This is a genomic window from Polyangiaceae bacterium (genome assembly GCA_016715885.1).
Classification (GTDB): Bacteria; Myxococcota_A; Polyangia; order Polyangiales; family Polyangiaceae; genus Polyangium.
On sequence record JADJXL010000020.1, the window covers coordinates 399,573 to 411,935 of the forward strand.

General features: G+C 61.0%; 10 protein-coding genes. 6 read left to right on the forward strand and 4 right to left on the reverse strand.

Annotated elements, in window-relative coordinates; genetic code table 11:
• The first annotated feature begins 4 nt into the window (after window positions 1-4).
• Complete coding sequence (locus tag IPM54_27015; GenBank protein ID MBK9263443.1) at window positions 5-1,423, forward strand: sulfatase; 1,419 nt, start codon at window positions 5-7, stop codon at window positions 1,421-1,423.
• Between the two features lie 6 nt (window positions 1,424-1,429).
• Entirely contained in the window at window positions 1,430-1,996 is a 567-nt protein-coding gene (locus IPM54_27020; GenBank protein MBK9263444.1) for a hypothetical protein, read from the forward strand.
• A gap of 28 nt (window positions 1,997-2,024) precedes the next feature.
• On the opposite strand, the gene IPM54_27025 is transcribed toward IPM54_27020, so the two are convergent.
• On the reverse strand, window positions 2,025-4,370 hold the full coding sequence (locus tag IPM54_27025; GenBank protein MBK9263445.1) for a DEAD/DEAH box helicase: 2,346 nt from the start codon (window positions 4,368-4,370) through the stop codon (window positions 2,025-2,027).
• A gap of 100 nt (window positions 4,371-4,470) precedes the next feature.
• Here IPM54_27025 and lspA (IPM54_27030) point away from each other — a divergent pair, with 100 nt between their 5' ends.
• The 4 genes from lspA (IPM54_27030) (at window position 4,471) to IPM54_27045 (ending at window position 7,887) form a co-directional block, all read left to right on the forward strand.
• Complete coding sequence (gene lspA / locus IPM54_27030) at window positions 4,471-5,169, forward strand: signal peptidase II (GenBank protein ID MBK9263446.1); 699 nt, start codon at window positions 4,471-4,473, stop codon at window positions 5,167-5,169.
• 81 nt (window positions 5,170-5,250) lie between these two features.
• The gene (gene lspA, locus IPM54_27035; protein ID MBK9263447.1) at window positions 5,251-5,937 is read left to right on the forward strand and encodes a signal peptidase II; all 687 of its coding nucleotides are present in this window, start codon (window positions 5,251-5,253) and stop codon (window positions 5,935-5,937) included.
• Window positions 5,934-6,941, forward strand: a complete 1,008-nt coding sequence (locus IPM54_27040; protein MBK9263448.1) for a prolipoprotein diacylglyceryl transferase — start codon at window positions 5,934-5,936, stop codon at window positions 6,939-6,941. The genes lspA (IPM54_27035) and IPM54_27040 overlap by 4 nt, the downstream gene beginning before the upstream one ends.
• A gap of 94 nt (window positions 6,942-7,035) precedes the next feature.
• Window positions 7,036-7,887: a hypothetical protein gene (locus IPM54_27045; protein MBK9263449.1), complete on the forward strand. Its 852-nt coding sequence runs from the start codon at window positions 7,036-7,038 to the stop codon at window positions 7,885-7,887.
• A 31-nt stretch (window positions 7,888-7,918) separates the two neighbouring features.
• On the opposite strand, the gene IPM54_27050 is transcribed toward IPM54_27045, so the two are convergent.
• The 3 genes from IPM54_27050 to IPM54_27060 all read right to left on the reverse strand — a co-directional run bounded on the left by IPM54_27050 (window position 7,919) and on the right by IPM54_27060 (window position 12,313).
• Window positions 7,919-10,402 carry a response regulator gene (locus tag IPM54_27050; protein ID MBK9263450.1) on the reverse strand — a complete coding sequence of 828 codons (2,484 nt, stop codon included), beginning with the start codon at window positions 10,400-10,402 and terminating at the stop codon, window positions 7,919-7,921.
• A 47-nt stretch (window positions 10,403-10,449) separates the two neighbouring features.
• Window positions 10,450-11,325, reverse strand: a complete 876-nt coding sequence (gene folD, locus IPM54_27055; GenBank protein ID MBK9263451.1) for a bifunctional methylenetetrahydrofolate dehydrogenase/methenyltetrahydrofolate cyclohydrolase FolD — start codon at window positions 11,323-11,325, stop codon at window positions 10,450-10,452.
• 97 nt (window positions 11,326-11,422) lie between these two features.
• Window positions 11,423-12,313 (reverse strand): hypothetical protein, encoded by an 891-nt coding sequence (locus tag IPM54_27060; GenBank protein ID MBK9263452.1) that lies wholly within the window; start codon window positions 12,311-12,313, stop codon window positions 11,423-11,425.
• Window positions 12,314-12,363: the final 50 nt, after the last annotated feature.

Here is a 12,363-nt window from a genome sequence, read left to right on the forward strand (position 1 = left end):
CGCCATGCTGCTGCCTTCGATCCGTCCCTCGACAGAACGCTTGGTCCTGTTCGCAACACTGCTCGCGGCGCTACCCGCATGCTCTCAAGGCGGTGAATCGCTGCCACCGAAGCCTGCGGGATCGCCTGGAGCTGCGACATCACAGCCCGTTCCGGTCGTCGAAGTTCCACAGGCGTCGGCATCGGCCGTTGCATCTGCCGCACCCGCGGACGCACAGCCAACAGCGCCGGCTGGACCTGCGATGCCAAAGGATCTGAACATCCTCGTCATCACGGTCGACAGCATGCGCGCCGACATGCCGTGGCTCGGCTACAAGCGCGACATCGCGCCCGTGCTCACGGCTTTCGCGAAGACCGCGGTGTCGTATTCACGCTTCTACGCGATCTCGTCGTACACATCGATGAGCCTCGGAGGGTTTCTCACGGGGCGTTATCCGAGCGAAGTCGATCGCAGTGGGTACTTCTTCGGCAACTACCCCGACAGCGTGTTGATGTTCCCCGAGCTGCTTCAAAAGGCGGGCATTCGCACGATGAGCGCACATGCGCACTTCTACTTCGCACCGGAAAAAGCCGGGTTTCACCAAGGCTTCGACATCTGGGACATCGTCCCGGGCCTCATCAAAGACAACCACACGGACAGGAACATCACGAGCCCGAAGCACATCGAGCTCGCGAAGAAACATCTGTCCGACAAGGCAAACACGGGCGGCCGGTTTTTCGCCTGGTACCACCTGCTCGATCCGCACGACGAGTACATGCCGCACGAAGGCATCGGCCCGTACGGCAAATCGGCGCGCGACAAGTACGACGCTGAAATGACGTTCACGGACAAACACATCGGCGAGCTGTTCGAGTTCGTCGACGCGCAAGAGTGGGGCAAACGCACGGCCATCATCATTTCGGCCGATCACGGCGAAGCATTCGGTGAACACAAGATGTACCGTCACGGCTTCGAGGTTTGGAATGTACTAACGCACGTTCCGCTGATGATCCGCGCTCCCGGCATCACACCGCGACAAATCGACGTGCCCCGCAGCGGGATCGACTTGGCGCCGACCATCCTGGAAATGTTCGGCGTCGAAAAGCATCCGGACATGCAAGGCACGAGCCTCGTGGGCGAGATGTACGGCAAGGATCCGGAACCGCGTGACGTCATCATCGACTTGCCGCGCACGAGCGACAACGACAGGCGCCGCGCGTTCGTGCGAGGTGACTTCAAGCTCATCGCGGAAGGCGACGACTGGGGCTACCGCTTCTTCAACGTCAAAGACGACTGGGACGAGAAAAAAGACCTGAAAAAGTCGCACGCTGCCGAGTTCGAAAAGATGAAGGACGCGTACCAGGAACGCGTCAAGACGATCAAAGATGTTTGTCCCAAGATGCGTGAAAAACTGAAGGGCAAGCGAAAGGGCAAACCCTGCTGAGAGGACTTGGTCGCCTTGGAAAAACTCTCTCGAGGTGCTTCGGGACTGCGCCATCTCCGCTGGGCTCGCGAGATCTACGCGACGCTGGCCGCGCACGTGGAGCAAAGTGATCTCGCGAGCGACCGCAAGACGGCGCTGAAGAAGGAACTGGTTCGCCTCGACAAACAGATCCAGAACCTATCCGCCGCGGTAAAACCTTACCGAGATTTCCTGGAACGCGAACGCGTCAAGTACCGCGGTGCCATCCGCGCAGCGCACCTCGTCGACGACACGGTGCGCACGTCGGCAACCGATACGGTCGCAGCCCAATACGAACAGATTTTGCGGGCCGAGACGGCTTTCCAGCGCGAAGCATTACCCAAGCAACGGGCGCTGAAGGCAAACTTGGAGGTCGCCATCGCAGAGACGCGTGCGCACCTCGAAGAGATGGACATTCGCGTCGCAGGCATCACGTCGGAGAAGTTCCTCACGAGCATCTACCCACCGCTCGTCGTGGATCGATCGCGCGTCGCAGATGACCCGGACGACGACGACGACGCGTCTGGCTACGAGTGCGAGGGCCTCACCCCCTAACCCCCTCTCCGCAAGCGGAGAGGGGGAACTACGCATCGAAGATTCGATTCAAGAGCCCCAGCGCGGCCTTCTTGCGAATCGCTTCGGAGCTCGTCGCACCGACGCACATGGGGCAACCCGACGGACACGAGCAACGCGAAACGAGCTGACGCGTGCGCGAAAGGAGCTCGTGCACTCGTTCGTAGATGCGCTCGGCCAAACCCACGCCTCCAGGAACGTTGTCGAAGAGGAAGATCGTCGGGTCAAACCCAGCGTGCGCGCCTCCAGATGCTCGAGGCGGTAGCTCGCCGCTCTCGTCTCCGCCGTCCCCCAAGGTTTGTCCGATGTCCCGCGGGTCGCACATGAGCGCCAGCGTCGCGACAGTTTCGAGCGCTTTTCCAATGCCGCGCATGCCCTCGATCGCCGCAGCTCGACCCATGCCCATTTCGAGACAAATCGCCTCGGGCACCGTGAGCCAAAAACTCGTCGTGTGCATCTGCATGTCTGGCAAACGCACGTCCCCGTACCCCGTGTTCTCGTGCGTGTGAAACTTGATCTTCTTGTAGCCCACGATCTTCTCGACGATGCTCACCTCGCCGTACCCAATGTTCGCCCTACCAAGCGTGCCGCGTGAGTTTTCCTCGATGACCGTAACCTTGCGGTTTGTCATGGCCGTCGTGAAGTAGTCCGGCTCGACCTTCGCGACGAACGCCTTGTGGTTCTCGTAGTCGAGCTTCTCCACTTGGTACTGCTCGCCATCGTGCTGATAAATGGCTTGCTCGTGCAGCATCGTGTGCGTCGAACGCCAATCGAGCTCCGCCAAAACCTTCCCTTCGACGCGATCGACGATGACAAAATTGTCCCAACCCACGGTCCGAAGACTCACGTGGTTGGCCGGGTACGCATCGGTCGCCCAGTGAAATTTGTCCTGTGATTCGTGAACGACGCCGTGTTTGGCGAGGAACTGCAAAGCTTCGCTCGTGTCCCCCGGCGGCATCTCGCGATAACTCTCGCCCCGCATGAAAGGCAGCTCGAACGCTGCGCATTTCAAGTGCTGGATGAGGACTTCGGTGTTCTCCGGATCGATACGCGCTTGCTCGACTTCGCCGCGCAAGAGGTATTCCGGGTTCTGCGCGAGGTACTGATCGAGCGCCGTGCTGTTGGCGATCATCACGGCGATGCTCGTGCCTCCGCGCCGACCCGCTCGGCCAAACCTTTGCCACGTCGCTGCGATGCTGCCGGGATAACCGGCACAGACGACCGCATCGAGCTCGCCGATGTCGATGCCGAGCTCGAGCGCGTTTGTCGCGACCACACAAAGGATTTCGCCTTCGCGTAGCCCGCGTTCGACTCGCCGGCGCGTTTCCGGCAAGTAGCCGCCGCGATAACCCATGATCGCGTCCGGACCCACTTGATCGCCCACGCGATCGCGAAGGTACTTGAGCATGATCTCGACCGAGTTCCGCGATTGGCCGAAGACGATCGTGGGCACCTTGGCGCCGATGAGATCCACCGCGAGACGCACGGCGCTTTTCAGCGTGCTCGCGCGTACCCCAAGCTCGGCGTTGACCACGGGCGGGTTGTACATGAACAGCCTTCGTGCACCGCGAGGGGCCCCGGATTCGCCGATGACGACGAGTTCGTCTTGACCAACGTCGAGTAACTTGGCGGCGTGTTCAGCGGGGTTGCCGATGGTGGCCGTTGCGCAAAGAAAAACGGGGTTTGCTCCGTGAAACCTCGCCGCACGCACGAGACGCGTCAGCACATGCGCTACGTGCGAACCGAAAACGCCGCGGTACGTGTGCAGCTCGTCGATGACCACGTAACGAAGCCGCTGAAACGTGCGCGCCCAATGCGCATGATGCGGGAGGATACCCGAATGGAGCATGTCCGGGTTCGTCATGACAATCGGACATCGCTCACGCGCAGCGCGCCTCGCGTCCCCCGGCGTGTCCCCGTCGTACACGATGGCCGGGATGGTCAGGCCCGCATCGCGCACGAGCTTTTGAACGCCCGCCTCTTGATCGCGCGACAAGGCTTTTGTCGGGTAAAGGTAGATGGCGCTCGCATCCGGATCGGCCATCAAGGCTTGGATGACAGGCAGGTGAAAACAGAGGCTTTTGCCGCTCGCGGTGGGAGTTGCTACCACGACGTGCTTGCCGCGCTTGGCTTCTTCGAGCGCTTCGGCTTGATGCGAGTAGAGCTTTTCGATTCCGCGGGATGCGAGCGCACGACGCAGCGGTTCGGGCAAGTCGGCTGGAATGCTTCGGTATTTGCCTTCGGACGCGGGAAGCTCGTGATCGGCGGTGAGGCATGGGCGGACGTCGCCCGATGCGATCCACTGCGAAACGACGGCATCCACGCCTACGGGCTGCTTCCAAGGCGGCGGCGGCATGTGCGCGATACTAAACGGATGTACCGCTATGCGCCACTTGCGATGGTGAGGTGGGAGGACTTTGCGTCGCCCTGCTCAATCGCGTACACCTTCCCACCTCATGACTTCCGGCTCGGATCGTCCCGACGAAAACGCTGCAGAGACCGATGCGTCCGATGGATACCGGCCGTCCATTGCGCTGCTTGTGACCGTGACGGCGATTTCGGCGGCAGCGGATCTTGCTTCCAAGTGGTGGGCCAAGGCGATGCTGAGCGGGGCGGATAGGACGAGACCGCGAAGCATCACGGTGATCCCGAATCATTTCGACTTCATCTACACGCTCAATCCGGGGGGAGCGTGGAGCTTTTTGCGTGGTTTGCCGGAAAATTTGCGCCGTCCGTTTTTTCTGTTCGTTTCTTCAGCCGCGATCGTTTTCATCATTGCCGTCTATCGGCGCCTTCATCCCGATCAATGGGCGATGCGTTGGGGTTTGCCCCTCGCCCTCGGAGGTGCCATCGGCAACCTGGTCGATCGCATTCGTTACGGCTCGGTCATCGACTTCATCGACTGGTACATGATGTACAAGGGTCGGGAGGTTCATTGGCCGACGTTCAACGTCGCAGACATCGCGATCGTGGCTGGTGTGCTGCTGATGGCACTCGATACGTTCTCCGGGCGCAAGGGACACGTATCGACCGAAACGCCCCCGAAAGGACCGGGGAATACGCCCGAGCTTTCAAACGCTGACGGCAACTCGACGATACAATCGACGGTCATTGAACCGGCTGGCGGCGTATTGGAGCCGATGCCAAAAGAGTAGACAACCGCCGCAGCGTGGAGTAGCGGCGAAGCCCAACGCAGATTTTGGGGTCGTACGGCGAAGCGCCCCCTCGATGAACCTATGAGCGACGCGGAAACAAAAGAGGGGACAGCGCAAGACGCCAAGGACGAAGCTTCGCCGAAGACGGACGAAACGGCTGCTTTGGCGCCGAAGGCCGACGACGCTGCTGCTCAGGCGAAGCCCGCATATCGGCCCCCCTACGCATTTTTGGTCATCGTCTCCGCAGTAACGCTCGTGGCGGATCTCGGGACGAAACATTGGGCCGTGAAGAACTTGTCGGATCCCTTCGAGCGTCGGGAGATCATCGACGGTTTCTTGGGGCTCGTGCTGGCTCACAACCCAGGTGGTGCGTGGGGATTGCTTCAAAACGAGAGTCCGGCCGTACGCGTGCCGTTTTTCATTCTCGTTTCAATCGTGGCCATCGGTTTCATCGTATCGCTCTACCGCAAGCTTGCGCCGGATCAGACGGCGCTTCGGTGGGGGTTGCCGCTCGTGCTGGGCGGAGCGCTCGGCAACTTGGTCGACCGGATTCGGTATCGCCACGTGATCGACTTCATCGACATGTACACGCGTGAAGGAACGTGGCTGGACAACTTCATCGAACGGTTTACGGGTCCGACGCGCGGCGGGTATCATTGGCCGACGTACAACATTGCGGACATTGCGATCGTCGCGGGTGTGCTGCTCATGGCGGTCGATATGTTCCAATCGCGCAAAGCTGAAAAGAAGGCTGAAGCGGCAAAATGAGGCCGGAGCTTTTTCGAGTATTTTACTTCGATATCGGTTTTCCAGCCTATTTCGGGCTTCTCCTGGCCGGCTTCTTGTTTGCCACGGCATTGGGAACGCTATGGGCACGCAGAATTGGCCAGGATCCGGACGTCATCGTCGATCTCGGGCTCGCGTGCTTGCTCATGGGCGTCGTCGGTGGGCGGCTGCTCCACGTCATCGCTGACGGATACTTCTGGGATTACGTGCACTTGTGCACCGATCCGTCGAAGGTCGATTGGCCGTACAATCAGGCGCAGTGCAATCAGCTCGTCTCTCGCGGATCGGGTTTCAGCCTCGGAGGCTGGTATCCGTTTGGCGAGGAACAACGCGTGCCTCGCGGTGTGTGGGATGCGGCTCGCGGCGTGTGTCATCCGCCCGGGCAAGATTGCTTTGCGTGGGCGAAGTTTTGGCAGGGCGGTTTGGCGTATTACGGCGGCTTCATCGGCGCATCGGCCATGGCCGTGTATCTGCTCCGACGCGACCGTTTTCCGTTTTGGAAAGCTGCCGACATGGCCGGTTTTGCCGTGCCGCTCGGGCTTGGCTTCGGGCGCATCGGTTGTCTGCTCGCCGGGTGCTGCTTCGGCGTACGCACCGACAGCGCGCTAGGTTTGTCCTTCCCGCCGAACAGCCCCGCGAGCCAAGCGCAATTCAAGCTCGGGGAATTGGCGGCCGAGAATCATGTCTCGCACCCCGTTCTTCCGATGCAGATCTTCGAGTCGGCGGTTTCCTTCGCCATCGCTGCATACTGCCTGCTCTACGTGCACGGACGGAAACGTTACGACGGGCAGGTCTTCGTCACGTTCCTCGGGCTTTATGCCATCGGACGTTTCGTGCTCGAGATTTGGCGTGCGGACGATCGAGGTGCGCTCTTTGGCCTGTCGACATCGCAGCTCATTGGCGTCGTGCTGATTGGCGTTGCTTATGCGCTGCACAAACGGCTCTCGAAGCCATCTGCTCCCGTCGCAGCCGCGCCTGCCGCGTGACATGACTTCAACTCGGGCGGGCGTGCACGACGTCAGCCGATTCCCTTGCGCGTTCAGTTTTGCGGGCTTGTCGTGACGGGCGTATTCTCGGTGAATGACTTCATCGCCAGCTCGCTTCGTTCGCGCCGGTCTCACGGCGATATCGATTCTTGCTTTGTCGTTCGCTTCGATGGTCGGTTGCGAGGTCGGTAACTCCAACACCAATCCTCGTCCGCATTGTCCGCCTGATGCCGGGACGAATTGCGGCATCGTGACGACGGGAGGCTCCAACAGCGGCAGCTCGAGCGGCGATGGCGGCGCTGGCGGCTCGGCGGCGTCCAACGATGTCAGCGGAAACGTCGGCGTCTTGAATGACCTCGGTTTCTCGCAGGTCGCGCCCTACATCGGCGCTGCAACGATCTTCACCACATCGAACACGGGCTCCACGATCGACGCTCCTTACGGCGACATGATGCCCTCGTTCAGCCTGCCGTCCGTGATGAGCGGTGCGACCTGGTTTTTCGTGCAAGACCAAACGCTGGGAGCTACGGGGATTTTCTCGACGCATTCGGTGGTGAGCGTGCCCGTCAGTGGCGCAATCACGTTGCCCGTGGTCGATCGCCAAGTCATTGCCGCCATTGCTGGGAGTTTGCCCGCGCCGATCGCGATCGACGACTCGCGTGGTGTGATCGTGATGAAGATCGTTCGCAATGGGCAGCCGCTGTCTGGCGTGTCGCTGACGACACCTCTATCCGGCGCGACGATCGTGTACGACACCGGCGTTGGTTTGTACTCAAACCAAGTGCAAGAGACCGGCCCCGCAGGCGTGATTTTGGCGCTCAACGTGGACGGCCCGAGCGCGGCGGAGATTGTCGATCTGACCCTCACCGACATCGCGCAACAAGCGTTCTTCGTGCAAGTTCGCCTGCAAGCGGGTGCCGCTACGTTTGCCGGTTACGACCTTTGAACCCCGGCGTCGATTCGAAGGCGCAGGCAGCTCAGCCGGCCTTGTCACCCTTCTTCGCTTGATCGTGCTCACGCATTGCGTGTTCGAGCGCTTCGCGCGCGTCGGCAAAAGTGCGTTCGACGTCGTGCACGTGCCGCGCAACCCCCTCGTGATCCCCAGCTTCGGCCTTGTCCTCGATGGCCGCGAAGAGCGCTGCAAGCTGCCTCGCGCCCACCGTGCCGCTCGCGCTTTTCAGCGAATTCGCAACGAGCTCGACCTGCTTCAGATCATTCGTTGCGAGCGCACCGTGGAGCACCGCGATCCGCGTTGGTGTGTCGACGAAGAACGACTGCACGATTTGGTTGGCAATGCCTTCGTCACTGGCTGCCCCGAGATGCCGTAACTGCTCGATCGGCCGAGGATCGAGCACTTCCGCAGACGACACTGTCACGTCCCTCCGGCTCGAGATCCACGATGCACCAGCCTCCAGAGCCGTTCGCAGTTCGTCTAAACGAACTGGCTTGACGAGATAATAATCCATGCCTGCTTCGAGGCACCGTTCGCGCTCACCGGGCATCGCACTGCCCGTCAACGCAATGATGAACGGACGATCATTCGGCTCCCAATCGCGCCAAATGATGCGCGTTGCCTCGAAACCGTCCATGTCGGGCATCTGCACGTCCATGAGCACGACGTCGTGATGACTGCGCCACAGTGCCGCAAGCGCTTCCATCCCGTTCGCCGCAACCTCGCAGCGGTATCCCAACCGTTCGAGCATCATCGAGGCGACTTGCTGGCTGATGGCATCGTCCTCGGCGAGCAGTATTCGGAGCGGCAAACGCGCAGCGATGGGTGCAACGATTCTCCCCGACGGCTTCGACGATGACGGCCTTGGAGACGCCACCGACAGAGCCTCGTGGATCGCGTTGTACAACTGTGCTGGCTTGACGGGCTTGGTCACCACCGACATAGCGCCCCGTCGCACGCTCATCGGAGCGCGATCGAGCAGCGGAGCGAGCAGCACGATGGGCATCGCAGCGAAGGTTTCGTGCAATCGATGAATCTCGGTCGAAGCATCGGCGCCGGCTCCGTCGGGATGGTTCACGTCGACCAGCGCAAGCTCGAACGCGTCGCCGTTGTTGATGCGTGCCAACGCGTCGGCGGGTGAAGCGACCGCAACGGCCGACATTCCCCACGCATCGAGGTGAGCGGCCAGGATTTCGCGGCTCGTCGCGTTGTCGTCCACCACTAGCACTCGACGGCCCGTGAGATGAGGCTGCGCAGGTCGCACATGCGGCAGCGGCTCGGTCACGACGGCGCGCGCAACGAGCGTCACGGTGAACGTCGTCCCCCTGTCGAGCTCGCTTTCGACATCGATGGTCGCATTCATCACTTCGCAAAGCCGTTTGCAGATGGCCAGGCCCAAGTGAGTGCCACCGAATTTGTGCGCCGCCGATGCATCCGTCTGACCGAACGGATTGAACATGCGCTGAAGCCGTTCCGAAGCGATGCCGATCCCGGTGTCTCGAATGGCAAAGGTGATCTCGACGAGCCCGTGCTCACGCGCTCGCGTCGATACCGAAACGTTCACATCACCAACACGTGTGAACCTGATGGCGTTGGCAACCAAGTTCATGAGCACTTGGCGCAATCGCATCTGGTCGCCGTAAATGCGCTGCGGCGTCTTCTGATCGATCGAGTACGAAAGCTCGAGCCGCTTGCGACTCGCTTGAGGTGCCAGCAAGTCGAGCGTCTCCTCGACGCATGCGTGCAGGTCGAACACGCTCACTTCGACTTCGAGATCGCCCGACTGCATCTTTGAAAAATCGAGCATCGCGTTGACGAGGCCGAGAAGCGCATCGCCACTGATTCGAATGAGGTCGACGTGCTGCCGCTGCTCCTTGCCGAGCGAAGTGTCGGCCAGAAGCGTCGTAATGCCGATGATGGAATTGAGCGGCGTGCGCAGCTCGTGGCTCATGTTCGCCAGGAACTGGAACTTCGCTTTTTCGGCCTCCGCAATCTCGCCTCGGGCCACTTCGAGCTCGTTCGATGCACGGCGGTAATCAATCGCCAGCGCAAGCTGATCGGCCACCGTCGCAAGAGCCTCCTGCATTTCGCTCGTCAGCGGATGGCGCAAGTAAGCGGCTACGACGCCAACGAGCCTGCGATCGATGATCAGCGGATAACCACCGAACGACACGATGCCTTCGCGCATCAACCACGACCGCTCACCGACGTGCTGCTCGTTCGCGACCGCGTTCGACACGTAGGCACGCATGTCGCCTGCGATGCGGCCAATCCCGTGCTCCCCAACGTCGATACAATCCTGGGCTTCGTCCGGAAGCGCCGCCGCGCCCGCAGTTGCCCGCAATTCGAGCGCTTCGCCCGTCGCGTTCAGCCTCCAAATGCGTACGAGCGCTGCGTCGAGATGCGTGACGATCTCTTCGGCAACATGCTGGAGCAACTGCTGGGCCGGCCCAGAGCGCACCAATGTTTTACCGATGGTCGCTACGAACTTGACCATCTCGTTGCGCATCTGCGCGACATGCTACCGCCAAACTCTCGAACGTCGGCGAGAGATTGTCAGGACGTAGGCAACTGTTCGCTCTGCTTCCGAGCACGCGCGGCCCGAACTGTATTCTGCAAGAGACACGCAATCGTCATCGGCCCGACGCCACCGGGCACGGGCGTGATGTACGACGCACGCTCCGCTGCGGCCGACGTATCCACATCGCCACAGAGTTTGCCGTTGGCATCGCGATTCATGCCCACGTCGATCACGACGGCGCCGGGCTTGATCCAATCGCCGCCCACCATGCGAGCCCGCCCGACGGCAACCACGAGCACATCCGCTTCCCGACAAACCGCCGGCAAGTCGCGCGTGCGTGAATGAGCCATCGTCACGGTGGCATTCGCTGCGAGAAGCAGCATCGCCATAGGCTTTCCAACGATGTTGCTTCGCCCAACCACGACCGCGCGCGAGCCTTCGAGAGACACGCCCGATTCAGCAATGAGTCGCATGCATCCCGTGGGCGTGCATGGCACGAGCGCCGGCTTACCTGTCGACAGAAGTCCTGCATTGATCGGATGAAAACCATCCACGTCTTTCGATGGCACGATCGCCTCGATGACGCGCTCTTCGCGAATGTGCTTCGGCAGCGGCAATTGCACCAAAATGCCGTCCACCGAATCGTCCGCGCACAATGCCCGCACGCGCTCGAGCAGCTCCGCTTCGCTCGTGTCCGCAGCGAGACGATGAAGCCGCCCTCGCATACCGACCTCGTTCGACGCCTTTTCCTTGTTACGCGTGTACACGACGCTTGCCGGATCTTCCCCGACGAGCACCACGTCGAGCCCCGGAGGACGCCCGAATTCGCTCATGAACCGAGCAACGTCGGCACGAACTTCGTCGCGAACCTTTTGAGCCAAAACTTTCCCGTCGAGGATGCGTGCAGTCATGGGCGCGCAACGTAGTCGAAGCTCGCGCGACGCGCCGCACGAGCCTTGTAGCTGTGCGATATCATTCAGGAATTACCCAATGACCAATCGTCGACTTTTACGAATAGTCCGCAATGATCTCCCAACATGCCTGAGCGAATTCGCCATAAAGCGATCGGTCGAGCGTGGGCATGGGACCACTCATGAGCCCGCTGTGCTGCGCAAACAAAGGCTCCAGCGCCGACTCGATCTTGCTCGCCGTCTCCAGCCACAAGAAGTCCTCGATGGCCGCGCAGATTTGCCCGCGAATCAACGTGGGCACCTCGCGCAAGTGCACTTGGCCCTTCATTCGACGCGATATCAGCATCGCGATGTTGTCCGCATGCTCCGGCCACGCGCGCAGCGCCGCGTGAAATGTCGAGCCCACCAGCCGCAAGATTTCCTGCGCCAACTTGCGTACCCGCGGACGCTGCACGCGCTCCTCGTGCTCCGCAACCATCCGCAAATACGCATCGTCGAACGCCATCAGCAGGTCCTGCGTCAGCATGTCCTGTGACTCGTGCGTCAACTTGAGCCCTGCAATCTGCGCCAAGAACATGTCTCGCAACACACCCAGGCGCGACATGATCGTTCCTTCGGGCGTCGTATCGAGAATCGCCGCGAGCGGATCGATCAAGTGATGGCCAAACGTCGTGAGCACTCGATCCAGAATGCGCTTTTGGTGTTGCTCGCGCGCGAGCACGTTGAGCGCACGCGTGAGGACACTCGAGTTCGGCGCGTCGACGTAGACCTCGCCAGCGCCAGTGCCGTAGTCGTAGAGCCTCAGCGAGTTCAGCATTTCGCGGAAAGCTTCGATGTTTTCCGCCGTGCCGCCCTCTTCACCGTAGACGCGAATGACGAGACCCGAGCCTGCCTGCGACAAGAACAAGCGCTGAATCTCCGCCTCCACATCCTGCGCCGTTATCAGCGGGGGAAGGGCAGCAGATGGCTTCTTCTCAACCGGCGGCATCACGATCCTTTCATCTCCACGGAAAAATGATTCCCCATCAGGAATTGCAG

Bases quoted from the DNA above. Each gene is read 5' to 3' on its own strand.
- IPM54_27015 (MBK9263443.1), top strand. From the start codon at position 5: ATGCTGCTGCCTTCGATCCGTCCCTCGACAGAACGCTTGGTCCTGTTC.
- IPM54_27025 (MBK9263445.1), bottom strand. From the start codon at position 4,370: ATGCCGCCGCCGCCTTGGAAGCAGCCCGTAGGCGTGGATGCCGTCGTT.
- lspA (MBK9263446.1), top strand. From the start codon at position 4,471: ATGACTTCCGGCTCGGATCGTCCCGACGAAAACGCTGCAGAGACCGAT.
- lspA (MBK9263447.1), top strand. From the start codon at position 5,251: ATGAGCGACGCGGAAACAAAAGAGGGGACAGCGCAAGACGCCAAGGAC.
- IPM54_27040 (MBK9263448.1), top strand. From the start codon at position 5,934: ATGAGGCCGGAGCTTTTTCGAGTATTTTACTTCGATATCGGTTTTCCA.
- IPM54_27045 (MBK9263449.1), top strand. From the start codon at position 7,036: ATGACTTCATCGCCAGCTCGCTTCGTTCGCGCCGGTCTCACGGCGATA.
- IPM54_27050 (MBK9263450.1), bottom strand. From the start codon at position 10,402: ATGCGCAACGAGATGGTCAAGTTCGTAGCGACCATCGGTAAAACATTG.
- folD (MBK9263451.1), bottom strand. From the start codon at position 11,325: ATGACTGCACGCATCCTCGACGGGAAAGTTTTGGCTCAAAAGGTTCGC.
- IPM54_27060 (MBK9263452.1), bottom strand. From the start codon at position 12,313: ATGCCGCCGGTTGAGAAGAAGCCATCTGCTGCCCTTCCCCCGCTGATA.